The sequence below is a fragment of the Pantoea piersonii genome, assembly GCF_003612015.1.
GTDB lineage: Bacteria > Pseudomonadota > Gammaproteobacteria > Enterobacterales > Enterobacteriaceae > Pantoea > Pantoea piersonii.
Map to the genome: position 1 here is coordinate 49,908 of NZ_RARB01000008.1, position 24,225 is coordinate 74,132.

The following is a 24,225-nucleotide window of genomic DNA, read 5'->3' on the forward strand; positions in this document are numbered from 1 at the left end:
GCCAAGAAAGATCTTACCAAAGCGTAGCCTGCTGACTATTTGAGATTAAATGTCTTTTTGTATTTTATTAAGGAAATCTATTGCTATTCCTCTTGATATTTTATTCTGGGTGGAAATATATTCATAAAGCGCCATGCTGGCCTCATAGGATTTTGATATTGAATTAGGGTTGCTATCAGAATTGTATTTTTTTATTTCTTTTTTTAAGTTTTTGACTTTCTCTTCAAATCCGCTTGGGTAATTGTTCAGTAGTTTTTTATTCTTTATAAGAATAATAGATATTTTTGCTAAAAGTTCTTTCCTGAGTTCGCTAGGAATGTTTTCAGCACTTTCAAAATAATTATGATTACCCATTTTTAAAGCTTCATCTATAGCAATGTATGGTTTTACATACAATTCCTCTAATTTGGTATTGGGTGATTCTCCTAACTCATTGTTTACCATCTTTATACTTTGTCTTAGATATGTGTTATTGACCAGTCCGTGGAAGTTCTCCCAAAAGACTGATGACAGGTTTTTATTATTATCAATGGCTTTCTTTGTCAATAATTTCTGTTTCTTTAACTCAAGAATGGATGTCGAGAGCTCTTTATTAATTGAGGTTAATTTATCTTCTGACTCTTTATATTGTCTTTTTGATTTTTCAATATCATTCATTAATCCATTTTGAATTAATTGATTACTTTGAAGAATGCCAGACGACTTCTTAAGTTCATTTTTTAAACCATTAAGCTCAACTTCTTTTTTTGCGATATCTTCAGAAAGTAATTCTTTTTGGTATATTGGTCTTACAGTGTAAAAATAGCCAAATATTGCAAAGGCAACTAAAAAAACCTGTGATATATGGCTGATGCGGCCTAAAAAAATATCTATTCTATTTGTCATGGTTTTTGATATCTATCCTGATAAGATTTTTATGGGGGGCTAAATGACGTTTTGAGTCGTCTTTACCTTATATAAAACCTTATGCGTGAGTCAATATGTAAATTTATATATTGGTGGTTAATTTGTTCTGGCTGATATTTTTTTGGTTTTTAACAAGCGCTGCGCTAGTTTTGACATGTATACCTCATAAATGTCAAAAACTTTGGCTTTGTTTACCAGCCAACTATGGTTTTAGCTACTAAGGTTTTTGTGTCAATTTCATTTTGCATCAAAAACCGGCCTTAGCCGGTTTTTGATATTATTAGATGTTACATGCTGGCAGCCGATCTGCCTCGCTGTCTTCATGCAGCGTGAGATTAGTTTGAATCCCGTTATTCGTGCGGCGTTTAATCAACACTCGCTCATACTCTTTTAGCGTCTGTGGCACTGCCTGGCCGAATGCAGTCAGGCTGAGCGGGTGCTGATGGCCACGTGACTCCATGAAAGACAGGTAGGCATGATAGAGATAGCGATTCGGATTCAGCGGGCGAATATTGGCGTTACCAATAAACAGCCCGTTTGGCGTGCTCAGCGGATCAGGTATCCACAGAAATCAACCAGCAGATCGGCCTGTCTTTTGATATCCAGCGCCTCACCGGAAGTCTGCTTCGCCTGCAACAGCTCGCGCGCTTCGTTTGGTGATGAGAAGCGCTGCATCAGGTGACGAACAATCACGGCCAGCTCGGTGCTGATTTTGCCCAGCAACTGCGGGTCACGCTCTTTTGCCGGTATCACCTCCGGGAACGTCAGAATTACCCGGCGGCGCGACACACCGCCGCTGCGATCGCTGAAGCGCATCGGATTGTTGTTCACCGCCAGAATTACCGCCGGAATATGGGTGGAGTAGGCGTCACGGTATTTCTGGTCAATTGGCGCACGCGCTTCCGCAACCTGCGAGGCAATCTCACCGACGAGCTGCGCGCCGAACATTCTCAGCGCATCGCCAGCCGTGAACTGGCCGATGAGTTCGGCGGGCTGCTTAAAGAGCTGGCGCTGGATAAGCAGGAGGCAATGCTGAAATGCTGCGGCAGTGGTAAAGAGTATGTTGAATCGCATCGGGAGGCTTTTACCGGGTTCGCGGATGCGCACTGGCAGTCAGCACTGCGTAACCTAAGTCCGTCGCTGCTGTGGGCCATTAAGCTGCGTCTCCGTCGTGAAGAGCTTTCCCCGACGTTTGCCGGCGATGACCGGGATAGTATTAAGGACGTGGCTTATCTGGTCGGTGAAGCGCTGACGCGAGCGGCTGTTGCTCTGCCAGACAGCATACTAAATGAGGCTCCGCTGCTGGAGAATATTGGTCTATATCGCCCGCCGCTTACGGGTATTGATATGGAGCTATACCGCCATCCTATGCGCCGCCAGAAACTGGCTGAATCAATCCGGGCGCAGCGTGCAAAACTTCAGGAGGGCAGCCAGAAATGATGCACTGTCCCTACTGCAAAAGTGCGGCACATACCAAATCGAGCCGCTATATGTCAGAGCAGGTAAAAGAGCGTTATCACCAGTGCACTAACCTGGACTGCTCCTGTACTTTCAAGACGAATGAGAGCATCACAAAGGTGATCACCGCACCACCACAGCCGGAAAAAATACCGGTACCATCACCGGAACCAACAAGAGAACGCCAGACGCTGGGCCGTTATGGTTCTGCATTCCGCCAGATTCACTAATCCCGCACAGCCGCTGCCACACCAGCGGCTTTATTGCGCCCATATTCTTTCTTCCCGAAGCCTTTTTTCTGGCCAGCCGCTTTGTAAAGAGACGTGCATGCATAGCGCGCATGGATCCGCATGCAAAAAAATGCCCCGCTTTGCCTCGTTCAGGCCATTCCGGGCGCGGCTAGGCCCGTAGCATGCACCTGCATGAAAAGTGGTGTATAAAGCGGGCAGGCGTGGCGGGGAAAGCATTGCGCGCGGTTAACAGCAGCCCACGGCAGCTCAATTGCATTTGTTAATGAGCAAACTATTTTTAATGATACTTCTCGCACTCCAGTGCAGAGCGATATTTTGAGTAAAATCATTTCTTACAATCTTAGCTCTAAAAAAGGTTTGATAGGAATCCGATGCTCTAACATAAACTCCTTCTGAAATTGAATCGCTATATGAAGATTTTTTGATAAAACTGAGTAATTCATTTAGACGAAAAAAACCCTTCCCTAACAAAGGTACAGATAAAATATCCATGGACTTCGTTAACTCTTGACGGCTATCAAAATCTATAAATTTTTTCAAATTTTTGTCATAAATATCAAAAGCTAAAAAGTAGTCAGGGAGAGAGGTGTAATGGATAGAATGCTTGGCGTAACACCACTCTCCGAATAAAATATATCTGTCAGTAAGGACATCAAATAGCTTCTCAAGTCTTGATTTTAACCAATTATCTAAAGGTTTCCACTGGCCAGAGAATGGGGGATTTAAAATGCTCCCTCTATTCTGTAATATTATATTCCCCTCAAAATCGAAAGATATGCCAAGATTTGCACCGTCAATTTTCTCCTCAATGATTAACTCTTTAGTTAGGGCGTCATTTTGCATATCATCATCAAGCACCTTGTCATTTCTAATGTCTTGAGTGACTGAAATAGCGAAGTGAGGTGTGCTTGGGAATTTTACATTAATCTCGCTCATCCTCTCATCTTCCTGTTATAGATGGTTTCTATGTATTGCTCATCCATAAAGCACACTTTAATATTTACTTCTAGTAATGCATCTTTCCATCCCCACCATTTACTATCAGCAGCTTGATAAATGCAAGGTTTTCCTGGGTGTGCGTTTGATGTTGCCACGAACTTACGATCTGAAATATCAAAGTTAACTAGTTCTGGGTGTTGTGGGAATTCGGAGTAAGTATCATTATTTTTAGTTATGTTAACACGGTCGGTTTCTGGAAAGTTCCATCTATTATCATGCAGCCATTTCATAAAGACATCCCCTTGTCCGGGCGAGCCGCCTAAGTTAAGTTGCCCTCTATATTCATCAAAGATTTCATCCATTGAGTCAAGAACTAATCCACTATCTTTACTTCTTGTTATTTTCTCAATCAGTTCAACGCAGCTTAAAACACATTTGGCATTTTCATTAGTTACTCCATCTGCAACAACTGCTAAATTAGCAGTTTTAGGTACGTTAGTATCTAAAATATAATTCTTGGGAATCTTCATTTTTTGTTGATTTCCTTAAGTCTTCTCTGTATGGCTGCTTTAGATTGCGCAGTTATATCACCCATTTCATCTCCAAAGAAATGCTCCGGCCAATTTTTGATGTTGCCAAAGTCATCAATCAACAAAGGAGTAAGTGACGGTTTGTTTTTGGAGTAATCAGAGAAATAGGCTGCTACATTTTCTTTGGATATTTCGTTTTCTGCTATTCTTCTTTGAAGTCTTCTCAGGAAATGTTCTGAGTGGGTTTCTATAATTAACTGAATTCTTCTATCTTCGCCATTTTCCTTTGAACGTATAACATCAATTAAAACATCCGCTAAAACAGATTGCGCCTTAGGATGGAGGTGTATTTCAGGCTGCTCCATTAAGATAACAGAACCGCTGGGTGCGTAGAAACATTGTACTAAAACGGGTAATACTTGCGATACCCCAAATCCTACATCTGGTAAGTCCACCCAAGATTTTGAGCCTTTCGTACATACCTTAACTTCATATTCTTGACGATTTTCAGAGATGGGTTTTACAATGAAATCATCAATAAGTCCCATTTCTTTCAATTTTAATGCAATTATCTCCTCGAAAGGTTTTGTCACTTTTCTATAGCCAAGGCCTATTTTACGATCTTTGGCAGATAAAAGCGCTGAAATAGTATTTTCACCAGAAAACCCAACACTTTCAGGCCTGATTCCAGACCATGGATATAACCTTGATGCTTTTATTCTAAGCGGTCCGAGGTAATAAAGTGACCGAAATAACTGCTCGTGTCGTAAATTTAGCTCTTGCACAAAGTCTGCATTTTGATAATAAGCTACAACTTCTTCAGGGAATCCATAAAACCTTACAGCTTCTTTAATTGACCAAACGCGCCCTTTTTGCCTAACTAAATTATAATTAGAGAAGTTAGTCTTAAAGTCATTCTTAGTATTTAAATTCCTTTCAAGGCCAACTGAAAATCCAAGCTGGTTTCCATAATGTATTTCATAATTGAAGCCAGAAAGTTCAACAATCCGCTGACTTTCGTTAAAACATACTGAAGCACCAAATGATATTTCATCTCCTTGGAAGATGTTTGAGCTGATAGGATCCCTCACCCTTAACTCATCATCAATGCTCCAAGTATATTCAAATGATATTTTTTTTGAGGAATCTCTTTGATGAACCATTTCATGAAAAGAGCCAAGCTGTACTGCTGTCTGTGGCCCTCCTGAATAAAGAGGACTTTTACGATCAGGTGAATCAATAGTCTGTTTGAGCATCATTAGAAGCTGACCTATACTAGATTTACCTGAGCTATTACCTCCAAAAAATAACGTAATAGGAGCCATGGATATTTCTTGTGTATCTTCCCATGCTTTAAAGTTTTTTATTCTTAATTTTTTAAACATTTCATCTCCTGAATTTTGTTATAAACAAAACTGCCCCACCAATTCATCAGTTCAACCCGTTTCTCAAGGTAGATTGAACGATTGTAAGCCCTACAGACTTCGTTTTTATCAGAATGAGCCAACGCAGACTCAATCACATCAGAGTTAAAGTTAGCTTCATTCAGGGCTGTACTTGCAATTGAACGTAAACCATGTGCGACAAGTCTACCACCATAACCAATCCGTTTTAATGCTGCATTTGCAGTCTGACTATTCATCGATTGTTTTGGGTTGTTTCTGCTTGGGAAAATATGCTCACTGTGAGCGCTTACAGGCCTCATAACCTCTAGAATATATAATGCTTGTGGTGATAAGGGGATAATATGTTCACGCTTGGCCTTCATCCTTGTTGCCGGGATAGTCCAGAGTTTATTCTCAAAATTGATTTCTGTCCATTTCGCACCAGAAGCTTCTGAGGGACGCACAAGAGTCAGAAGTTGCCACTCAATAAGACAGCGAGTAGAACCAGATAGGTTCGACATAGATAAAGACCGCATCAACTTTGGCAATTCTCGGGTCTGAGTGTTGGCATATGCTGTTTTTTTGGCTTCTCAAAAGCCATACCAACACCAGACGCTGGGTTAGCATCGATCAATCCGGTGTTGACTGCATAAATCATAATCTCGTTGATACGCTGCACTAACCTACGAACTGTTTCAAGAGCGCCTCTAGTTTTAATCGGCTCCAGTGCTTCAACAAACGTTCTGGCCTTGAGTGCTTGAACAGGAATTTCGCCAATAGCGGGGAAGATGTCCTTCTCCAGTGATCGCCAAATATCTTTCGCATAATCCTCGGTGACGCTTTTGCTTTTAAGCTGGAACCACCTATCGGCAACAACTGAAAAAATGCTATCCAATTCAATTTGACGTTGCTCAGAAACTTCCTCTTGCTGCTTCTGTGGATCGATCCCTTGAGCAAGCAGCGACAGATACTGGTCACGCATCTGACGTGCAGCAGCTAGCGTTAGAGCAGGGTATGAGACAAGACTAAGATTTGTTCGGCTACTACTTCTTGGCCTCTGATAGCGGAAACGCCACAGCTTTTTACCAGATGTTTTGACGAGCAGGAAAAGTCCGTCACCATCGTGCAGTGTGAAGTCTTTCTCTTGAGGCTTAGCTTTGAGGATTTCGTTATTGGTGAGGGGGCGTGTCATCCGCGCCATGAGTGATTTCCGTCCATAATGGGTACACGTTTTTGGCCCACCTTATGTCGTGTACCTAAACGTGTGCCAATAATCCCTGTATTCAGGCGGATCATCGTGCCGGAAGATTACAGACACAAAAAAGCCCGCCAGGCTTGCGCCGTGCGGGCTTTCAGGACTTCTACAGATGACTCTGGTAATCATCTTTGAAGAATTTTGGTGGAGCTGGCGGGAGTTGAACCCGCGTCCGAAATTCCTACATCCTCAGTACTACATGCTTAGTCAGTCTTTACATTCGCCTGGCAGCTGCGGACAGACACGCCACTGACAGACTATCCTGATTAGATTTAACGCTTCAACCCCAGGCAAGGCATCCACGCGATCTCTTTTGGGTTTGACCTCTCTTGATCCCCGTCCTAAGAGCGGAGGCTAGGGAGAGAGGGCTCTAAGCAGGTTATTAAGCTGCTAGTGCGTAGTTTTCGTCGTTTGCGACTATTTTTTTGCGGTTTTTTAGCGAGGCCTACCGCACCTCGGCATGCACCTTGGGTTTCGCAAATCCCGTCGAATCCAGAATCAGCCCCAGGAACCAACTACTCTAGCAAAAAACTTTAAAACTATCCAGCGATTAGCGGTTGCGATTTTTCATGATGCGCGCTTTATCGAGCTTCCACTCGCGCTCTTTGATGTCGTCGCGCTTGTCATGCTCTTTCTTACCGCGCGCCACACCAATCTTCAGCTTGCACCAGGCGTTTTTCCAGTAAAGCGACAGCGCAACGACGGTGTAGCCTTCGCGGTTAACGCGGCCATAAAGCGAGTCGAGTTCGCGCTGGTTCAGCAGCAGCTTACGGTTGCGCGTGGGATCGCAGACGACATGCGTTGAGGCGACCGCCAGCGGCTGGAAGGTAGAGCCGAACAGATAAGCTTCGCCATCGCGCAGCAGAATATAGCTGTCGCTGATGTTGGCTTTACCCGCACGGAGCGATTTGACTTCCCATCCTTGTAGCGACAATCCCGCTTCGAACTCTTCTTCAATGAAGTATTCATGACGGGCGCGTTTGTTAAGGGCAATAGTGGCAGAACCGGGTTTATGTACTTTTTTCTTTGTCATAGTGCGGCGTATTTTACATCACTTAAGCGGCCATCGCACCCCTTGTCCAGCGGGGCACCGGGAAACGGGATATTCTAGCACACCTCTGAAAGCGGGGAATTTTTGTTTGATCGCTGGAAATGCTACAATTCAGCGGTTTTGTGATGAACAGGAACCATTATGGCTCAGATTAGTCGTTCGGCGCTGGTGCCCTTCAGCGCTGAGCAAATGTACCAGCTGGTCAACGATGTGGATGCCTATCCACAGTTTTTGCCAGGATGCACTGGCAGTCGCGTGCTGGAATCGTCTGAAAATCAGATGACGGCCTCCGTAGACGTCTCAAAAGCGGGCATCAGTAAGACATTTACTACGCGTAACACCCTAACCGACAATCAACGTATCCAGATGCAACTGGTGGACGGCCCATTCCGCAAGCTCACCGGCGGCTGGCACTTTATCTCGCTGGGCGATGACGCCTGCAAGGTAGAACTCAGCCTGGATTTTGAGTTCACCAATATGCTGGTAGAGATGGCGTTCGGCCGCATCTTCAAAGAGCTGGCAAACAGCATGGTGCAGGCTTTTACCCAGCGCGCCAAAGAGGTCTACAGTGCCTGAGATCTCCGTTGAGGTGGTTTACGCGCTGCCGGAAAAACAGTATCAGCGCGTGGTCACGCTGGAAGAGGGAAGCACTGTTGAGCAGGCAATCGTCGCATCGGGCCTGCTTGAACTGCGCCGCGATATCGATCTCAGCCGCAATAAGGTTGGCGTCTTTAGCCGTCCGGTTAAGCTGGGCGATACGCTGCAGGAAGGCGACAGGGTAGAAATCTATCGCCCGCTGATTGCCGACCCCAAAGAGCTGCGTCGTCAGCGCGCAGAACGCTCAGCCAGCGGCAAAAAATAGCGCCAGTCAGAACAGACAGGCCAGAAATGCAAAAGGCGCCAGCGGCGCCTTTTTTGTTGCGTGTTCGATCAGTCACCCGACTTTGTCAGATTCGGTTTATTGTCGATATTGGTCAGTACGCCGTTGCTGTCGAAGGTAAGTGTCAGCGTCTGCTGCTTCACGCTTTCATGGCCTGGCTCCTGACGGAACACGTAATACCAGACGTTGCTGCCAAACGGGTCACGCATCATTGGTGTACCGAGCGTATAGGCAACCTGCTGCTGCGTCATGCCGTTGTGGATTTTCGCCACATCGTTGGCAACCAGGTAGTTGCCCTGGTTGATATCTGGGCGGTAAACCACGCGCTCAAGGGTGGAGCATCCGGCGGTCATCATCAACATTACCACTGCCGCGGCAGTCAGCGTTTTACAGCGCATCTCTACATTCCTTTTCTGGGGCCAAACGCCTTTTCTCAGGCTGTTTTTTTGCCATCAAATTCTGAACTCTGCCTGCGGCAGGCTTTATTATTCAGGCGACATAAGTTGCCGATGATAATAAACCTTTTCGCTATTGGAAACCTCTACATCGACAGAGCAAGCATATGACCACGCAGCGGGAAGAAAGTGCGACCCTTACGCCGCTAAAAGTTCTTTCGCGTTCGCAAGGGTATTGCGCGTGACTTCGCTGCCGCCCAGCAGACGCGCCAGCTCCTGCAGACGCGCGCGCTTGTCTAGCGCCTGCATATGGGTTTCGGTCATGGCGCCATCGGTCTCTTTGCTGACAAAGAAGTGCTGATGGCCACAGCCAGCTACCTGCGGCAGGTGGGTAACGCACATCACCTGGGTCGATTCGCCCAGCTGGCGCAGCAGACGGCCTACCACGGCGGCAGTGGGGCCGCTGATGCCGACGTCCACTTCGTCGAAGATCATCGCCGGGGTTTCCATCTTCTTCGCGGTAATCACCTGGATCGCCAGCGCAATACGCGACAGCTCACCGCCGGAGGCCACTTTACCCAGCGGCTGCAAGGGCTGGCCTGGGTTAGTGGTAACCTGGAAGTCGATACGCGTCGCGCCGTCGGCGGTCAGATGATCGGGATTGAACGCCAGCGCGATGGTGAAACGGCCATGCGGCATAGAGAGCTGATGCATGCTCTGAGTAATCAACTGCTCTAGCTCGGCGCCATACTGCTGGCGCTGCTGGTGCAGACGCTCAGCGCTATGCAGCGCAGCCTGATAGTGTTCGCTAACTAACGCCTGCAGACTCTCCTGGTCGCTCTCCTGCTGCGAAAGCAGCTCCGCTTCCGCCAGCAGCTGCTGATGCAGCTCCGCCAGGCCTTCCGGCGCAACGTGGTGCTTACGTGCCAGCGCGATATAGCGGGAGATACGCTGTTCCAGCTCATACAGACGATTTGGGTCGAGGTCGAGACGGTCAACGTAGTGACGCAGTTCGTCGCTCGCTTCGCTGAGCTGAATCGCCGCTTCTTCCAGCATATTCAGCACACCGCTCAGCTTGTCGTCGAGCGTCACCACTTCCGTCACCATCTGGCGCGCAGTGTAAAGCAGGCTGTTGAGGTTGCTGTCGTCGCCGTCAGCGAGCAGCTGCAGCGCCTGCTGGCTGGTGGAGAGCAACTGTCCGCTGTTAGCGAGACGTTTGTACTCTTCATCAATCTGCTCATACTCGTTCGCCTGTGGGGCGAAGTCGTTGAGTTCTTTCAGCTGATACTGCAGCAGTTCGCGGCGCGCCTCGCGCTCCTGCGACAGCTGCTGATGCTGCGCCAGGTTGCGGCAGCTCTGATGCCAGGCCTGATAATCGTTGCGCATCTGCAGCAGCAAATCATCATGGCCGGCGTAGGCGTCAAGCAGGTGTTTCTGATGGTCAGCCTTCAGCAGAAGCTGATGGGCGTGCTGGCCGTGGATCTGAATCAGCAACTGACCCAGATCGCGCAGCTGCGACAGCGGCACCGCGGTGCCGTTGATAAAGCCGCGTGAGCGGCCGTCAGCGCTGATAACGCGGCGCAGCAGACATTCATTGCCGTCATCCAGCTGATTCTCCTCCAGCCAGCGCTGCGCGGAAGGCGAGGACTTGAGGTTGAAGCGGGCGCAGAGGTCGGCGCGCGCGGCGCCCTGACGCACCATGTCCGCTTCAGCGCGGCCGCCAAGGCACAGGCCGAGCGCGTCAATAGCAATAGACTTACCCGCGCCGGTCTCACCGGTAATCGCCGTCATACCGCGTTGGAAATCAATGTCGAGCTCACGAACGATAGCGAAATTACTGATGGTCAGCTGTGCCAGCATAGAATCACCTGTATGGAAAAACAGATATGGTTTTTCGTACAGTATAAACTGGTTTTTTATCCAGTAAAGAGGGCGCGCTGAAATTAAAACAATTTTTTCGACCAGCCCAGCTTTGAACTCAGAGTATTGAAATAACTGTAGTTTTTAGGGTGAATCAGATTCAGGTGGTTCTCGCTGCGGCGGATCAGAACATCTTCTCCTTCCTGAATCGGCAGGGCGATCTGGCTGTCGCAGCTGATCTCTAAATCGCTGCGGCGCGAGGAAAAACGCAGCCGGATGGTGCTGCTGCTGTTGATCACCAGCGGGCGCGCCGACAGAGTATGGGGGAACATCGGCACCAGCGCGATAGCATCGAGCGACGGGGTTAAAATCGGTCCGCCTGCCGACAGCGAGTAAGCGGTCGAGCCGGTCGGCGTAGAGATAATCAGGCCATCGGAGCGCTGCGAAAAGGCGAACACCTCGTCGATATAGACTTCGAACTCGATCATGTGCGCCACTTTGCCGGGATGCAGCACCACTTCATTGATCGCCAGGCCCAGACGCGGCGAGCAGTCGTCTTTACATACGCGCGCTTCCAGCAGAAAGCGGCTTTCAACGAAATAGTTCCCCTGCAGCACCTCATCCAGCTGCTGCTGTGCATTGTCGGGATCAAGGTCGGTAAGAAAACCCAGATTGCCGCGGTTAATGCCGATCACCTTGATGTCGTAGCGCGCCAGCACGCGCGCCGCGCCCAGCATATTGCCGTCGCCGCCGACCACTACCGCCAGGTCCGCCTGCTGTCCAATCTCCGCCAGCGTGCCGGTCTGCGCATCCTGCAGATTGAGTTCCTGCGCGATCTGCTGCTCAATAATCACTTGATAACCTCTGGACGTCAGCCAGCGCCACAGCATCTCATGCGTCGTGAGAGCGGTAGGGTGACGCGGATGGCCTACAATACCAATGCAGTTAAAGTGTTTGTTCATTTGGTGGGTCTTTCCTCATAAGCCAAAACGGCAAGGCAATGTGATGGGTTCCCTTGAAACCGTCAAACCGATCCCCATAATAAGCGGACTGGCGAGATGAATGTGCAAAACGCGGAGAAATTCATGAGTAGTAAAGAACAGAACACCCCAAACGAGCAAGTCTCAGACGAAATTCAACAGGATCAGCAGCAACCTCAGGAAGCGGAGACGGCAGTAGAGGTGGATCCGCGTGATGAGCGTATTGCTCAGCTGGAAGCTGAACTGGCGCAGTCTCAGTCCGGCGTACGCGACGCCCAGCTGCGCGCGCAGGCGGAAATCGAAAACATCCGTCGCCGCACCGAAATCGACGTTGAGAAAGCGCACAAATTCGCGCTGGAAAAATTCGCTAACGAGTTGCTGCCGGTTATCGACAGCCTTGAGCGCGCGCTGGAAGTAGCGGACAAAGAGAATCCTGAGCTGGCTTCGATGATTGAAGGTATCGAGCTGACCCTGAAATCGCTGCTTGGCGCGGTGCGTAAGTTCGGCGTTGAAGTTGTCGGCGACACCAACGTGCCGTTTAACCCGGAAATTCATCAGGCAATGTCGATGATGGAATCGGACGACGTAGCGCCTAACCATGTGATGATGGTGATGCAGCGCGGCTATACCCTGAACGGTCGCCTGCTGCGTCCGGCGATGGTTGCGGTCGCGAAAGCCAAAAGCTAAGCACGAAAGCAAAGAGAATCAGACGGCCGCGCAGTGACGCGGCCGTTTTTATTTGCGGCTCAGCTGGCAGGCAGCTGCGGCATCCAGTCGATGGGCGTTTCGCCCGCCTGCTTCAGCAGCGCATTCGCCTGCGCGAAATGTCCGCAGCCAAAGAAGCCACGATGCGCGGAAAGCGGCGAGGGATGTGGCGCCTGTAACACATGATGGCGCTGTCGATCGATAATGCTGCCTTTCTTCTGCGCGTGCGATCCCCAGAGCAGGAACACCACGCCTTCGCGATGCTCGTTGATGGCGGCGATCACGTTGTCGGTAAAGGTCTCCCAGCCGAAGCGCGCATGGGAATGCGCCTTGCCCGCCTCGACGGTCAGCACCGTATTCAGCAGCATCACGCCCTGTTTCGCCCAGCTCTCCAGAAAGCCGTGCTGCGGACGTTTAAAGTCAGGAAACTCCTGCTCCAGCTCTTTATACATGTTCTGTAAAGAGGGCGGCACCGGCACGCCGGGCAGGACGGAGAAGGCCAGGCCATGCGCCTGATTCGGGCCGTGGTAGGGATCCTGACCCAGAATGACGACCTTCACGTCGCCCAGCTCGGTCAGGCGAAACGCATTGAAGACATCTTTCTGCGGCGGATAAACCGTCACGCCAGCCGCCCGTTCGTTAGCCACCAGTTTTAGCGTTTCATTAAAGTAGGGCTTCTCTTTCTCTTCGGCCAGCACGTCGTGCCAGGTCAGTTTATCCGTCATGATTTGCTCCCTTAAAGATCGGTCTCTTAAGCTTAACGTTTCACCGCGTCAGGTTGAAGGTAAAAAATATTTGAAATTTACAAAATATTTTTTAATGAAAAAGATTATCTGAATCAATTAATTGAAATTAGCAGTGAAAATCGCGGCTGTGGAAATTGACTGAGGTCAAAGCCTCTTCAGAGGACGGGTGTTATATCAGGCTATTAAGTTGATTTACCCATTTGTTTACTTACCGCGCTGAGCAGAATAGCGCCTTGTTCTGGAGAACTGATTATGATCACAGGCATTCAAATTACCCAAACCAATAATCCCGATTTAATGAACTCCTTCTGGCTGATCGACGACGAAAAAGCGGAAGCGCGCTGCCTGTGCGCTAAAGCGGGCTACGAAGAAGATCAGGTAGTGGCAATCAGCGAACTGGGCGAATTCGCTTACCGCGAAGTGCCAATGGAGATGAAACCGCAGGTGCGTATTGAAGGCGGTCAGCACCTGAACGTTAACGTGCTGCGTCGCGAAACGCTGGAAGATGCGGTTAAGCACCCGGAGAAATATCCGCAGCTGACGATCCGCGTTTCAGGCTACGCGGTACGTTTTAACGCGCTGACGCCGGAACAGCAGCGTGACGTGATTACCCGTACCTTTACAGAAAGTCTGTAACGGTAGAACTTTAGGCGGATGCAGAAAAAGCACCCACGTCGTTGTTAAATATATGTTGCTGATAAAAAACAAAATCTGCTTTTATTAACGTTAACAGCGTTGCCGGAACTGCATCCTGCAGCCCAGAGCCTTTGGCTAAAGGGGATAACGGCTGTTTTGCCAGCTTAACTAAAAAAAATCGCCTCAGTTGAGGCGATTTTTTTATAGCGGTGCTGATTTATTCCGCATCGCCGCTGGCTGGCGCGGCAGTGCTTGGCTTGCGGCGTTTGCCCACGTTTTTGGCATCACGGTGACGCTTCTTCACGCGCGGTTTTTCCGCTTCGCTCTCTTTTTTCTCTTTCCGTTTCGCAAGCGCTTTTTTCGACGGTTTTCCGGTGGTCTTGGCGCTCGGCGCACGCGTAACCGGGCGCAGCTCATCAACGACGCGCGGCTTTAGCGGTTCGTTCAGGTAGCGGCTGATTTTACCCAGCAGCAGATGATCGTGCGCTTCCACCAGCGACAGCGCGGTGCCTTTACGACCAGCGCGCGCGGTGCGGCCGATACGGTGCAGATAGGTATCGGCGGTGCGCGGCATATCAAAGTTAAAGACGTGGCTGACATCTTCGATATCAATACCACGCGCGGCGACGTCGGTCGCCACCAGCACGTTGACGCGGCCGTCAGTGATGCGTTTGATCGCTTCGGTGCGCTTGGCCTGCACCATTTCACCTTCCAGATAGCAGCTGCGGATCCCCGCATCGTGCAGCCACTTCACCAGCTCATGCAGACGTTCACGCTTGCGCACAAAGACGATCGAACGCGTCACGTCCGGCTGCTTCAGCAGGTGGATCAGCAGTTTGGTTTTATGTTCCAGATCGTCAGCGCGGTAATACCACTGCTGGATCTTTTTGCGTTCGCGACGGCTCGGATCGGCTTCAACTTCCACCGGATCGTTAAGCAGACGCTCAGCGAAATCTTTGATCGCATTGCCTTCCAGCGTGGCGGAGAAGAGCATGGTCTGCTTACGCCAGCGGGTTTCGCCTGCGATGGTTTCGATATCCTGCGCGAAGCCCAAATCCAGCATGCGGTCGGCCTCGTCAAGAATTAAGGTCTCAACGGCGCGGCAATCGAAATTCTCTTCTTTGATGTACTGAAGCAGACGACCGGTAGTCGCTACCACCACATCCTGGTTCTCGCTGAACACTTCCGCATGGTTCATATACGCCACGCCGCCGGTGATAGTCGCGATATCCAGGTGAGTATGTTTCGCCAGTTCACGTGCATGGTCGGCGACCTGCATCGCCAGCTCGCGCGTGGGGGTCAGGATCAGGATGCGCGGCGGGCCCGACTTTTTACGCGGAAAGTCGAGCAGATGCTGCAGTACCGGCAGGAGATAAGCGGCGGTTTTCCCGGTTCCGGTAGGTGCCGAACCCAGAACGTCGCGGCCCTCCAGCGCGGGCGGGATCGCCTCGGCCTGAATTGCTGTCGGGCGCGTGAAGCCTTTTTCCTGCAGGGCTTCCAGCAGGCTTTCGTCGAGTTCGAGTTCGGAAAATGTGGTTACGGTCATGGTCTACCTCAGTTTGGGGCGCTGATTATAGACAGATCAAACGCAATCTTCATCTGTTAATCCGCGGCGGCCAGCCCACTACGTGTATTCCTCAGGCTGTCACGTTACACTGAAGCGCTGCCGCACGGCAGGAAAAAAGGTAATGGTTGCAGAGTATGACGCAGGAAAAGCCGCATGTGCGGCCATTGTTAAAAAGAAACGGTTTTACCTTCAAACAATTTTTTGTGGCGCACGACCGCTGCGCCATGAAAGTGGGCACTGACGCTATTTTGCTGGGCGCATGGGCGCCGGTAGCAAACGTGCGCCGCGTGCTGGATATCGGCTGCGGCAGCGGGCTAATCGCCCTGATGCTGGCGCAGCGCACGCCGGATGCCGTGATCATCGACGCGGTGGAGCTGGATGTCGCCGCCGCGCAGCAGGCGCAGGAAAATGTCGCGCAGTCGCCCTGGCCAGCGCGCGTGCACGTCCATCAGCAGGATATTGCCGCCTTTGCCGACAACTGCGGCCAACGCTATTCGTTAATTGTCAGCAATCCGCCCTATTATCCGCCCGATGTCGCCTGTGCGACGCCGGAGCGCGACGCGGCCCGCTCGACGGCGACGCTGGATCACGCAAGCCTGCTGCGCTGTGCCGCGCGTCTGATCGAGGAGGAGGGGTTCTTCTGTGTCGTGCTGCCGGAAGCGGTAGGGCAAACGATGATCGCGCTGGCGCAGAAAGAGGGCTGGCATCTTCGTTTCCGCATCGACGTGGCGGAATATGCGCATCGTCCGCCGCATCGCGTGCTGCTCGGCTTCTCTCCCAGCGCGGGCGAAACCCTGCTGGAAAGAATGGCGATCCGCAATCAGGATACGCACTACTCAGAAGTCTGGTGCAGCCTGACGCGCGACTTTTATCTCTTTATGTAAGAGGGCGTTAAAATCGTCGGCTTTGCTTCAGGCAGCATATCAGGATAGTCGCGGGTAAAATGGAGCCCGCGGCTCTCCTTACGCGCCAGCGCGCAGCGCACCATCAGTTCGGCGACCTGCGTCAGGTTGCGCAGCTCCAGCAGATCGCTGGAGAGCCGGAAATGCGCGTAATACTCGTCAATCTCCTGCTGTAACAGGCTAATGCGGCGCAGCGCGCGCTCCAGCCGACGCGTGGTGCGCACTATCCCGACGTAATCCCACATAAACAGCCGCAGCTCGTGCCAGTTGTGCTGGATGACGACGCGCTCGTCCGCATCGTCTACACGACTTTCATCCCAGGACGGCAGGGCGTGGAGCGTTTCCCTTTGCGGCAGCGTCTGAAGCAGATCCTCCGCCGCCGACCAGCCGTACACCAGACACTCCAGCAGCGAGTTGGACGCCATGCGGTTGGCGCCGTGTAGCCCGGTGCAGCTTACTTCGCCGATGGCGTAAAGCGCGTCGACATCGGTGCGTCCGCGCGCGTCCACCATGACGCCGCCGCAGGTGTAGTGCGCGGCGGGCACGATGGGGATGCGATCCCGCGTCAGGTCGAGGCCAAAGCTCAGTAGCTTTTCATAAATGGTCGGGAAATGAGCGCGCACGAATTCCGGCGGCTGGTGGCTGATATCGAGATAAAGGCAGTCGACGCCGAGCCGCTTCATTTCATGGTCAATTGCGCGCGCCACGATATCGCGCGGCGCCAGCTCGGCGCGCTCATCGAAGTCTGGCATAAATCGCGTGCCGTCGGGCCGCAGCAGCCAGGCCCCTTCGCCGCGCAGTGCTTCGGTCAGCAGAAAGCTGTGCGCGTCAGGATGAAACAGCGACGTAGGATGGAACTGGTTAAATTCGAGATTGCCGACGCGGCAGCCAGCGCGCCACGCCATCGCAATACCGTCGCCAGAGGCGACATCGGGATTGGTGGTGTACTGGTAGACTTTTGCCGCGCCGCCGGTTGCCAGCACTACTGCACGCGCGCTGCAGGTTTCGACCTGTTCGCGATTACGGTTCCAGATCCAGGCGCCGACCACGCGGCGCGAACCCGCAAGGCCCAGCTTGTCTGAAAGGATCAGGTCTACCGCATTGGTGCGCTCGAGAATGCGGATACGGGGATGACTCAACGCCTGGCTCACCAGCGTCGTTTCGACGGCGCGCCCGGTCGCGTCGGCGCTGTGCAGAATACGCCGGTGGCTGTGACCGCCTTCGCGCGTCAGATGATAGGGCATATCGCCCGCCGCCTGCGGATCGCGATCAAAGGCGACGCCGTTGTCAATCAGCCACTGTACGCAGTGACGCGCATTACTGGCGACAAAAGAGACCGCTTCGCGATCGCATAAGCCTGCGCCGGCGATCAGCGTATCTTCCACATGCGACTCGATGCTGTCGGTCTCATCGAACACCGCGGCGATGCCGCCTTGTGCATAAAACGTGGAGCCTTCGCTGACCTGCGCTTTGCTCAGCACCAGCACGTCGTAGTGCGCCGCCAGCCGCAGCGCCAGCGATAAACCCGCCGCGCCGCTGCCGATAATCAAAACATCGCACTGGTAATCCGCAGAGTCTGTATGTGCCATAGTGTTTAATTTACTAAACAAGGGTGGTTCGAGAATAAGCGTTTCCCTTACCCTTGTGAAGTATTTTAAACCAGAAGGGCGCAGCACCACATTAATTAACAGACAGTTATACGTAAAATCAACAGATTACAAAAACGCGTATTTAAAGCTTGTTTTTTATATAAAACGTAGCGGCCTTTAAGGATTTAAAGATGAAAAAGGCGGCATCATAAGGTACTCTGCCTGCGATTCTGCGTTGATAGCCGCAGTCTGGATTACACTGTCTAGAGAATGAAAAACAAATGACAGCGTATCTGGAATAGTCATCATTAGCGCGTTAAGCGAACTTTTTGCCGCACCACGACTCTAAGCGCATGCTTGCTCAGAACCATGAAGATGTGCTGGCAGTTCCTTTTACGCATTTAAAAGAATTTGGGGAGACATTACCTCGGATGAGCGAGCAGTTAACGGATCAGGTACTCGTAGAGCGGGTGCAGAAGGGAGATCAGAAGTCATTTAACCTACTGGTCATTCGTTACCAGCATAAAGTGGCGAGCCTGGTTTCCCGCTATGTTCCGTCGGGAGACGTGCCTGATGTCGTGCAGGAGTCCTTTATTAAAGCGTATCGCGCGCTGGAATCCTTCCGCGGCGACAGCGCGTTTTATACCTGGCTTTATCGTATTGCGGTCAATACCGCAAAAAATTACCTGGTTGCTCAGGGGCGTCGTCCGCCATCCAGCGATGTGGATGCGATCGATGCAGAAAATTTCGAAAGTGCTGGCGCGCTAAAAGAAATTTCGAACCCTGAGAACTTAATGTTGTCAGATGAACTGAAACAAATCGTCTTTCGTACCATTGAGGCACTCCCTGAAGATTTGCGTATGGCAATCACGCTCAGGGAGCTGGACGGACTGAGCTACGAAGAGATCGCCGCCATTATGGATTGCCCGGTCGGTACAGTGCGTTCACGTATCTTCCGTGCGCGAGAGGCCATTGATAATAAAGTTCAACCGCTTATCCAACGTCAGTGATAACGGCTACTGGAAGGGTACTTAGGCATGCAGAAAGAACAACTTTCCGCTTTGATGGATGGCGAGGCGCTCGATAACGCGCTGCTGTCAGCACTATCTCAGGATGCAGAGCTGCAACAGCGCTGGACTAGCTATCATCTGATCCGCGACACCATGCGCGGCGATGTAGGCGAAGTGCTGCACTTCGATATCTCCGCGCGCGTCGCGGCGGCCCTCGAGCAGGAGCCCGCCCGCAAGGTTACGCCGCTGATTGTCGAATCACAGCCTGAACCGGCCAGCGTTGCGAAGATGCCTTTCTGGCGCAAAATGCGTCCCTGGGCGGCGCAGCTGACGCAGGTCGGCGTAGCGGCGTGCGTATCGCTGGCGGTTATCGTGGGCGTGCAGCATTACAACCAGCCGAGCGGCACCACCGCAGAGCCGTCTGATTCGCCGGTGTTCAATACGCTGCCGATGATGGGCAAAGCTTCGCCGGTTAGCCTGGGCGTGCCGTCTGACGCCTTCGACACCAGCGGTGCCACTCAGCAGGTTCAGGAGCAGCGCCGTCGTGTCAACGCCATGCTGCAGGACTACGAACTGCAGCGTCGTCTGCATTCTGATCGTCTGCAGTTCGAAACCAATGCGCCGCAGCAGGCGCAGGCGAACGTTCCTGGCAACCAGTCTTTAGGTACGCAACAGCAGTAATGAAGCAGCTTTGGTGCGCCGTTAGCCTGCTGGCAGGCAGCCTGCTTTGTTCATCTCCCGCCCCGGCGCAGACCTCTGCGTCCGGGGCGTTGTTACAGCAGATGGAGCAGGCAAGCCAGACCCTCAATTACGAATTCGCTTATATCAACGTCTCGCGTATAGGGATTGAATCGCTGCGTTATCGTCATGCAGTGATCGATAACCGCGTCTATGCGCAGCTGTTGCAGATGGACGGCCCGCGCCGGGAAGTGATTCAGCGTGGGAATGATATTAGCTACTTCGAACCCGGCCTCGATCCTTTCTCTCTGCCTGGTCAACACATCATCGACGCTTTGCCGTCGCTGATCTTCGCCGATTTCTCTCAGCTCGCCAGCGCCTGGGATTTTATTCCGGTAGGTCGCTCGCGTATCGCCGATCAGCTGTGTGAGGTGATTCGCATCGTCTCGCGCGACGGCACGCGCTACAGCTATGTGGTATGGCTGGATGTGGATACCAAACTGCCGCTGCGTATCGACCTGCTGGATCGCGATGGCGAAACGCTGGAGCAGTTCCGCGTGATCAGCTTTGCGGTTGATGAAGGCGTGCGCAATCTTATGCAGGGGCTGCAAAAAGCTAATCTGCCGCCGTCGCTTTCGGTGCCGGAAGGGGAGAAGGTCAAACTCAACTGGCAGCCAGGTTGGGTGCCGGCGGGTATGAAGCTTATTTCGCAGAGCCGCCGCGACATTCCGGCAATGAACAAAACTGTAGAGTCGCAGCTTTACAGCGACGGCCTGTTCAGTTTTGCCATCAATATTACCCCGGCCGATAAAAGCAGCGTTACGCAGACATTGCGCACAGGACGTCGAACGGTACAGACCGAAGTGCGTAATAATAGCGAAATCACCGTGGTGGGCGAACTGCCGCCCGCGACGGCAAAACGCATAGCGGACAGTATTGATTTGGGGTCGCAACGATGATGAGAGAGTGGGCCACGGTAGTGGCATGGCGTGACGGCATCGCCACGCTGCATACAGAGGCGAAAACCTCCTGCAACAGCTGTTCAGCGCGTAAAGGCTGCGGCAGCCATATGCTCAATAAGCTGGGGCCGAAAGACGCTCACGTGATGGAAATCGTCAGCGCGACGCCGTTACAACCCGGTCAGCGCGTTGAGCTGGGCATTAAAGAGAGCAGTCTGCTCGGTTCGGCGCTGCTGGTCTATATGACGCCGCTGTTTGGACTGTTTCTGCTGGCGGGTCTGTTCCAGGCGCTGTTCCACAGCGATCTGGCGGCAGCCTGCGGCGCGCTGCTCGGCGGCATCGGCGGTTTTATCGTCGCGAAAGGCGTCTCGCTGAAGGTAGGCGATCGCGCCGCTTTTCAGCCCATCATCCTGAACGTAGCGCTTCCGCCCGACGCCCTGCGGGTGGAAAGCGAAGCGTGATCCTCTGCCAGGCCGCGTATATCGCGGCCTTTTAGCGCCTGTTTCTCGCCAAAAAGTGTTGTGATTCCGCAACGTTCCATTCTTTTATGCGCGGCCTTAACAGTGTAATATGCGTCGTCATTAATGAGGCTGACAGGATTGTAGGTAAAGAGCGATCTTCCTGAATGTGTCTGTGCTCAGGTTCTCAACTGTTTTTCTACGTGAAGATATTCATATAAATGAAGCACATAAGAAACTTCTCCATCATCGCGCACATCGACCACGGTAAATCGACGCTCTCTGACCGCCTGATTCAAATCTGTGGCGGCTTAACCGATCGCGAGATGGCGGCACAGGTACTTGACTCTATGGACCTGGAGCGCGAACGCGGCATTACCATCAAAGCGCAGAGCGTAACGCTCGATTACAAAGCGCTGAACGGCGAAACTTACCAGCTCAATTTCATCGATACCCCAGGGCACGTTGACTTCTCCTATGAAGTCTCACGCTCGCTGGCGGCCTGCGAAGGCGCGCTGCTGGTGGTGGATGCAGGACAGGGCGTAGAAGCGCAGACCCTGGCGAACTGCTACACCGCGATCGAGATGGATCTGGAAGTTGTGCCGGTACTGAACAAAATCGACCTGCCAGCCGCCGATCCGGAACGCGCGGCGCAGGAAATTGAAGATATCGTCGGCATCGACGCGACCGATGCGGTGCGCTGCTCGGCGAAAACCGGCGTCGGCGTGCCTGAAGTGCTGGAGCGTCTGGTGCGTGATATTCCGCCGCCGGAAGGCGATCCGGAAGGCCCGCTGCAGGCGCTGATTATCGACTCCTGGTTTGATAACTACCTGGGCGTTGTCTCGCTGATCCGCGTGAAAAACGGCACGCTGCGCAAAGGCGACAAAGTTAAAGTGATGAGCACCGGTCAGGTGTACAACGCCGACCGCCTCGGCATCTTTACGCCGAAGCAGGTTGACCGTACGCAGCTGAACTGCGGCGAGGTAGGCTGGCTGGTTTGCGCTATCAAAGATATTCTTGGCGCGCCGGTGGGCGATACCCTGACGCTGTCGCGTAACCCGGCGGATATAGCGCTGCCTGGCTTTAAGAAAGTGAAGCCGCAGGTTTATGCGGGCTTGTTCCCGGTAAGCTCTGACGATTATGAAGCTTTCCGCGACGCGCTCGGCAAGCTGAGCCTGAACGACGCCTCGCTGTTTTATGAGCCGGAAAGCTCTACTGCGCTCGGCTTCGGCTTCCGCTGCGGCTTCCTCGGTCTGCTGCATATGGAGATCATTCAGGAGCGCCTGGAGCGCGAATACGATCTCGATCTGATCACTACGGCGCCGACCGTTGTGTATGAAGTGGAAACCACCGACGGCGAAGTTATCTACGTCGACAGCCCGTCTAAGCTGCCGCCGCTGAATAATATCGAAGAGCTGCGCGAACCGATCGCCGAGTGTCACATGCTGCTGCCGCAGGAGTACCTCGGCAACGTCATCACGCTCTGCGTCGAGAAGCGCGGCGTGCAGACCAACATGGTTTACCACGGCAACCAGGTCGCGCTGACCTATGAAATCCCGATGGCGGAAGTGGTTCTTGACTTCTTCGACCGTCTGAAATCGACCTCGCGCGGCTACGCCTCGCTGGACTACAACTTTAAACGTTTCCAGGCCTCTGACATGGTGCGCGTCGACGTGCTGATCAACGCCGAGCGCGTCGATGCGCTGGCGCTGATTACCCACCGCGACAACTCGCAATATCGCGGCCGCGAGCTGGTGGAGAAGATGAAAGATCTGATCCCTCGTCAGCAGTTCGATATTGCGATTCAGGCGGCGATCGGCAACCACATTATTGCTCGCTCAACCGTGAAGCAGCTGCGTAAAAACGTACTCGCCAAGTGCTATGGCGGCGACGTCAGCCGTAAGAAGAAACTGTTGCAGAAGCAGAAAGAAGGCAAGAAACGCATGAAGCAGGTCGGTAACGTTGAGCTGCCGCAGGAAGCCTTCCTCGCCATTCTGCATGTCGGTAAGGACAGCAAATAAGGATCCCCAATGGCTAATATGTTCGCCCTGGTTCTGGCGATAGCGACGCTGGTTACCGGCGTTATCTGGTGTATCGATCGCGTTAAGTGGGCGCCAGCGCGCCGGGCCAAACGAGCGGAAGCGCAGGCTGCGGCAGGCAACACCCTCGATGACAAAACGCTGGCGAAAGTCAGCGGGCAACCTGGCTGGATTGAGACCGCCGCGTCGGTCTTCCCGGTGCTGCTGGTGGTATTTGTGGTGCGCTCGTTTATTTATGAGCCGTTCCAGATCCCGTCCGGCTCCATGATGCCCACGCTGCTGATCGGCGATTTTATTCTGGTCGAGAAATTTGCCTACGGCATTAAAGATCCTATTACCCAGACGACGCTGATCCCGACCGGTCATCCGCAGCGCGGTGACATCGCGGTATTTAAATACCCGAAAGATCCGAGCCTGGACTATATTAAGCGCGTTATCGGCCTGCCGGGTGACAAAGTGGTCTTTGACCCCTACAGCAAAACGCTGACCGTCAGCCCGAACTGCGCCGCTGGCCAGCGTTGCACCAGCGCGCTGCCGATTACCTATACCAATGTCGAGCCGAGCAACTTTATTCAGACCTTCAGCGGGTTTGACGGCAACGAAACCGGCAACGGTTTCTATCAGGTGCCGCAGGGCGAAACCATGCGCGGCGGGCTGCGTCTCGGCACGCGCAAAGAGACGCTGGGCAACGTAACGCACGATATTCTGCTGGTAAACGAAGCGCAGAGTCAGGCAAGCATGTATTATCAGCAGCCGGGCCAGCCGCAGGCGACCTGGATCGTGCCGCAGGGGCAATATTTCATGATGGGCGATAACCGCGACAACAGCGCCGACAGCCGCTACTGGGGCTTTGTCCCGGAACGTAATCTGGTCGGTAAAGCGGTCGCCATCTGGATGAGCTTCGATAAGCAGGAAGGTCAATGGCCGACAGGCGTTCGCCTGAGCCGTATTGGCGGCATTCATTGATAAATCTGGCCCCGATTAATGGGCAAAACGGTCGGCCTCCTTCGGGGGGCCACTGCACACTAAACAGATTGCGTTGGAAA

Annotated in this window: 24 protein-coding genes, 1 other RNA gene and 2 pseudogenes; 13 read left to right on the forward strand and 14 right to left on the reverse strand. The window is 52.4% G+C overall.

The genetic code is table 11. From position 1 onward, the window contains the following. Positions 1-45: 45 nt before the first annotated feature. Both D7S44_RS18750 and D7S44_RS18755 read right to left on the reverse strand, forming a co-directional pair. Positions 46-885 carry a hypothetical protein gene (locus D7S44_RS18750; RefSeq protein ID WP_120457451.1) on the reverse strand — a complete coding sequence of 280 codons (840 nt, stop codon included), beginning with the start codon at positions 883-885 and terminating at the stop codon, positions 46-48. A 301-nt stretch (positions 886-1,186) separates the two neighbouring features. Beyond that, positions 1,187-1,794, reverse strand: a pseudogene (locus D7S44_RS18755) (primase-like DNA-binding domain-containing protein); the annotation flags it as partial. On the opposite strand from D7S44_RS18755, the gene D7S44_RS18760 reads away from it, so the two are divergent. Both D7S44_RS18760 and D7S44_RS18765 read left to right on the forward strand, forming a co-directional pair. Continuing rightward, complete coding sequence (locus D7S44_RS18760; RefSeq protein WP_240629501.1) at positions 1,759-2,346, forward strand: hypothetical protein; 588 nt, start codon at positions 1,759-1,761, stop codon at positions 2,344-2,346. The pseudogene D7S44_RS18755 and the gene D7S44_RS18760 sit on opposite strands and share 36 nt — an antisense overlap. Further along, a complete protein-coding gene (locus D7S44_RS18765) occupies positions 2,343-2,594 on the forward strand; it encodes an ogr/Delta-like zinc finger family protein (RefSeq protein WP_109651039.1) in 252 nt (83 codons plus the stop codon). The genes D7S44_RS18760 and D7S44_RS18765 overlap by 4 nt, the downstream gene beginning before the upstream one ends. Before the next feature lie 267 nt (positions 2,595-2,861). Here D7S44_RS18765 and D7S44_RS18770 read toward each other — a convergent pair whose 3' ends face one another. The 6 genes and pseudogenes from D7S44_RS18770 to smpB all read right to left on the reverse strand — a co-directional run bounded on the left by D7S44_RS18770 (position 2,862) and on the right by smpB (position 7,757). After that, positions 2,862-3,551, reverse strand: a complete 690-nt coding sequence (locus tag D7S44_RS18770; protein ID WP_120457452.1) for an RNA ligase family protein — start codon at positions 3,549-3,551, stop codon at positions 2,862-2,864. After that, positions 3,548-4,084: a hypothetical protein gene (locus D7S44_RS18775; RefSeq protein ID WP_120457454.1), complete on the reverse strand. Its 537-nt coding sequence runs from the start codon at positions 4,082-4,084 to the stop codon at positions 3,548-3,550. The genes D7S44_RS18770 and D7S44_RS18775 overlap by 4 nt, the downstream gene beginning before the upstream one ends. Next, positions 4,081-5,469 (reverse strand): AAA family ATPase, encoded by a 1,389-nt coding sequence (locus D7S44_RS18780; RefSeq protein WP_120457456.1) that lies wholly within the window; start codon positions 5,467-5,469, stop codon positions 4,081-4,083. The genes D7S44_RS18775 and D7S44_RS18780 overlap by 4 nt, the downstream gene beginning before the upstream one ends. Continuing rightward, positions 5,454-6,670: pseudogene (locus D7S44_RS18785) on the reverse strand (integrase domain-containing protein). Before D7S44_RS18785 ends, D7S44_RS18780 begins: the two are co-directional and overlap by 16 nt. Positions 6,671-6,866: 196 nt before the next feature. Then, positions 6,867-7,230, reverse strand: a transfer-messenger RNA (tmRNA) gene (ssrA, locus tag D7S44_RS18790). Positions 7,231-7,274: 44 nt separating this feature from the next. Further along, positions 7,275-7,757, reverse strand: a complete 483-nt coding sequence (smpB, locus tag D7S44_RS18795) for an SsrA-binding protein SmpB (RefSeq protein ID WP_033754058.1) — start codon at positions 7,755-7,757, stop codon at positions 7,275-7,277. A 159-nt stretch (positions 7,758-7,916) separates the two neighbouring features. Between smpB and D7S44_RS18800 the strand changes: the two genes are divergently transcribed. Further along, the gene (locus D7S44_RS18800; protein WP_120457458.1) at positions 7,917-8,351 is read left to right on the forward strand and encodes a type II toxin-antitoxin system RatA family toxin; all 435 of its coding nucleotides are present in this window, start codon (positions 7,917-7,919) and stop codon (positions 8,349-8,351) included. Next, positions 8,344-8,637: an RnfH family protein gene (locus D7S44_RS18805; protein WP_120457459.1), complete on the forward strand. Its 294-nt coding sequence runs from the start codon at positions 8,344-8,346 to the stop codon at positions 8,635-8,637. The genes D7S44_RS18800 and D7S44_RS18805 overlap by 8 nt, the downstream gene beginning before the upstream one ends. A 68-nt stretch (positions 8,638-8,705) precedes the next feature. Here the strand turns inward: D7S44_RS18805 and bamE are convergent, their stop codons facing one another. From bamE to nadK, 3 genes are all read right to left on the reverse strand, one after another. Beyond that, on the reverse strand, positions 8,706-9,053 hold the full coding sequence (gene bamE, locus D7S44_RS18810; RefSeq protein ID WP_120457461.1) for an outer membrane protein assembly factor BamE: 348 nt from the start codon (positions 9,051-9,053) through the stop codon (positions 8,706-8,708). Between the two features lie 195 nt (positions 9,054-9,248). Next, on the reverse strand, positions 9,249-10,910 hold the full coding sequence (gene recN / locus D7S44_RS18815; RefSeq protein ID WP_120457463.1) for a DNA repair protein RecN: 1,662 nt from the start codon (positions 10,908-10,910) through the stop codon (positions 9,249-9,251). Between the two features lie 83 nt (positions 10,911-10,993). Beyond that, the gene (nadK, locus tag D7S44_RS18820; RefSeq protein ID WP_120457465.1) at positions 10,994-11,872 is read right to left on the reverse strand and encodes an NAD(+) kinase; all 879 of its coding nucleotides are present in this window, start codon (positions 11,870-11,872) and stop codon (positions 10,994-10,996) included. Between the two features lie 123 nt (positions 11,873-11,995). On the opposite strand from nadK, the gene grpE reads away from it, so the two are divergent. Further along, entirely contained in the window at positions 11,996-12,577 is a 582-nt protein-coding gene (gene grpE / locus D7S44_RS18830; protein WP_120457655.1) for a nucleotide exchange factor GrpE, read from the forward strand. Positions 12,578-12,636: 59 nt separating this feature from the next. Here the strand turns inward: grpE and ung are convergent, their stop codons facing one another. Beyond that, positions 12,637-13,320: a uracil-DNA glycosylase gene (ung, locus tag D7S44_RS18835; RefSeq protein ID WP_120457467.1), complete on the reverse strand. Its 684-nt coding sequence runs from the start codon at positions 13,318-13,320 to the stop codon at positions 12,637-12,639. 273 nt (positions 13,321-13,593) lie between these two features. Here ung and grcA point away from each other — a divergent pair, with 273 nt between their 5' ends. After that, entirely contained in the window at positions 13,594-13,977 is a 384-nt protein-coding gene (grcA, locus tag D7S44_RS18840; protein WP_120457469.1) for an autonomous glycyl radical cofactor GrcA, read from the forward strand. A gap of 217 nt (positions 13,978-14,194) precedes the next feature. Here grcA and srmB read toward each other — a convergent pair whose 3' ends face one another. Next, on the reverse strand, positions 14,195-15,523 hold the full coding sequence (srmB, locus tag D7S44_RS18845; RefSeq protein WP_120457471.1) for an ATP-dependent RNA helicase SrmB: 1,329 nt from the start codon (positions 15,521-15,523) through the stop codon (positions 14,195-14,197). 155 nt (positions 15,524-15,678) lie between these two features. On the opposite strand from srmB, the gene trmN reads away from it, so the two are divergent. Then, a complete protein-coding gene (trmN, locus tag D7S44_RS18850) occupies positions 15,679-16,428 on the forward strand; it encodes a tRNA(1)(Val) (adenine(37)-N(6))-methyltransferase TrmN (RefSeq protein ID WP_120457472.1) in 750 nt (249 codons plus the stop codon). Here trmN and nadB read toward each other — a convergent pair. Further along, positions 16,413-18,035, reverse strand: coding sequence for an L-aspartate oxidase (gene nadB, locus D7S44_RS18855; RefSeq protein ID WP_120457474.1), 1,623 nt, complete (start codon positions 18,033-18,035; stop codon positions 16,413-16,415). The two genes, trmN and nadB, sit on opposite strands and share 16 nt — an antisense overlap. Before the next feature lie 431 nt (positions 18,036-18,466). Between nadB and rpoE the strand changes: the two genes are divergently transcribed. The 6 genes from rpoE (at position 18,467) to lepB (ending at position 24,145) form a co-directional block, all read left to right on the forward strand. Next, entirely contained in the window at positions 18,467-19,045 is a 579-nt protein-coding gene (gene rpoE / locus D7S44_RS18860; protein ID WP_010617748.1) for an RNA polymerase sigma factor RpoE, read from the forward strand. A 27-nt stretch (positions 19,046-19,072) separates the two neighbouring features. After that, complete coding sequence (gene rseA, locus D7S44_RS18865; RefSeq protein WP_120457476.1) at positions 19,073-19,726, forward strand: anti-sigma-E factor RseA; 654 nt, start codon at positions 19,073-19,075, stop codon at positions 19,724-19,726. Continuing rightward, entirely contained in the window at positions 19,726-20,682 is a 957-nt protein-coding gene (gene rseB, locus D7S44_RS18870; protein WP_120457478.1) for a sigma-E factor regulatory protein RseB, read from the forward strand. Before rseA ends, rseB begins: the two co-directional genes overlap by 1 nt. Continuing rightward, a complete protein-coding gene (rseC, locus tag D7S44_RS18875) occupies positions 20,679-21,143 on the forward strand; it encodes a SoxR-reducing system protein RseC (protein ID WP_120457480.1) in 465 nt (154 codons plus the stop codon). The genes rseB and rseC overlap by 4 nt, the downstream gene beginning before the upstream one ends. 218 nt (positions 21,144-21,361) lie before the next feature. Continuing rightward, positions 21,362-23,161 (forward strand): translation elongation factor 4, encoded by a 1,800-nt coding sequence (lepA, locus tag D7S44_RS18880; protein WP_120457482.1) that lies wholly within the window; start codon positions 21,362-21,364, stop codon positions 23,159-23,161. 9 nt (positions 23,162-23,170) lie between these two features. Next, positions 23,171-24,145: a signal peptidase I gene (gene lepB, locus D7S44_RS18885; RefSeq protein WP_120457484.1), complete on the forward strand. Its 975-nt coding sequence runs from the start codon at positions 23,171-23,173 to the stop codon at positions 24,143-24,145. Positions 24,146-24,225: the final 80 nt, after the last annotated feature.

What these genes read in the sequence shown, in the direction of transcription:
- rseA (WP_120457476.1), top strand. Translation starts at nt 19,073, where the DNA reads ATGCAGAAAGAACAACTTTCCGCTTTGATGGATGGCGAGGCGCTCGAT.
- D7S44_RS18800 (WP_120457458.1), top strand. Translation starts at nt 7,917, where the DNA reads ATGGCTCAGATTAGTCGTTCGGCGCTGGTGCCCTTCAGCGCTGAGCAA.
- rpoE (WP_010617748.1), top strand. Translation starts at nt 18,467, where the DNA reads ATGAGCGAGCAGTTAACGGATCAGGTACTCGTAGAGCGGGTGCAGAAG.
- D7S44_RS18780 (WP_120457456.1), bottom strand. Translation starts at nt 5,469, where the DNA reads ATGTTTAAAAAATTAAGAATAAAAAACTTTAAAGCATGGGAAGATACA.
- D7S44_RS18750 (WP_120457451.1), bottom strand. Translation starts at nt 885, where the DNA reads ATGACAAATAGAATAGATATTTTTTTAGGCCGCATCAGCCATATATCA.
- nadK (WP_120457465.1), bottom strand. Translation starts at nt 11,872, where the DNA reads ATGAACAAACACTTTAACTGCATTGGTATTGTAGGCCATCCGCGTCAC.
- rseB (WP_120457478.1), top strand. Translation starts at nt 19,726, where the DNA reads ATGAAGCAGCTTTGGTGCGCCGTTAGCCTGCTGGCAGGCAGCCTGCTT.
- lepA (WP_120457482.1), top strand. Translation starts at nt 21,362, where the DNA reads ATGAAGCACATAAGAAACTTCTCCATCATCGCGCACATCGACCACGGT.
- ung (WP_120457467.1), bottom strand. Translation starts at nt 13,320, where the DNA reads ATGACGGATAAACTGACCTGGCACGACGTGCTGGCCGAAGAGAAAGAG.
- lepB (WP_120457484.1), top strand. Translation starts at nt 23,171, where the DNA reads ATGGCTAATATGTTCGCCCTGGTTCTGGCGATAGCGACGCTGGTTACC.
- srmB (WP_120457471.1), bottom strand. Translation starts at nt 15,523, where the DNA reads ATGACCGTAACCACATTTTCCGAACTCGAACTCGACGAAAGCCTGCTG.
- nadB (WP_120457474.1), bottom strand. Translation starts at nt 18,035, where the DNA reads ATGGCACATACAGACTCTGCGGATTACCAGTGCGATGTTTTGATTATC.
- grpE (WP_120457655.1), top strand. Translation starts at nt 11,996, where the DNA reads ATGAGTAGTAAAGAACAGAACACCCCAAACGAGCAAGTCTCAGACGAA.
- D7S44_RS18760 (WP_240629501.1), top strand. Translation starts at nt 1,759, where the DNA reads ATGGGTGGAGTAGGCGTCACGGTATTTCTGGTCAATTGGCGCACGCGC.
- trmN (WP_120457472.1), top strand. Translation starts at nt 15,679, where the DNA reads ATGACGCAGGAAAAGCCGCATGTGCGGCCATTGTTAAAAAGAAACGGT.
- D7S44_RS18775 (WP_120457454.1), bottom strand. Translation starts at nt 4,084, where the DNA reads ATGAAGATTCCCAAGAATTATATTTTAGATACTAACGTACCTAAAACT.
- smpB (WP_033754058.1), bottom strand. Translation starts at nt 7,757, where the DNA reads ATGACAAAGAAAAAAGTACATAAACCCGGTTCTGCCACTATTGCCCTT.
- rseC (WP_120457480.1), top strand. Translation starts at nt 20,679, where the DNA reads ATGATGAGAGAGTGGGCCACGGTAGTGGCATGGCGTGACGGCATCGCC.
- bamE (WP_120457461.1), bottom strand. Translation starts at nt 9,053, where the DNA reads ATGCGCTGTAAAACGCTGACTGCCGCGGCAGTGGTAATGTTGATGATG.
- D7S44_RS18770 (WP_120457452.1), bottom strand. Translation starts at nt 3,551, where the DNA reads ATGAGCGAGATTAATGTAAAATTCCCAAGCACACCTCACTTCGCTATT.
- D7S44_RS18765 (WP_109651039.1), top strand. Translation starts at nt 2,343, where the DNA reads ATGATGCACTGTCCCTACTGCAAAAGTGCGGCACATACCAAATCGAGC.
- grcA (WP_120457469.1), top strand. Translation starts at nt 13,594, where the DNA reads ATGATCACAGGCATTCAAATTACCCAAACCAATAATCCCGATTTAATG.
- recN (WP_120457463.1), bottom strand. Translation starts at nt 10,910, where the DNA reads ATGCTGGCACAGCTGACCATCAGTAATTTCGCTATCGTTCGTGAGCTC.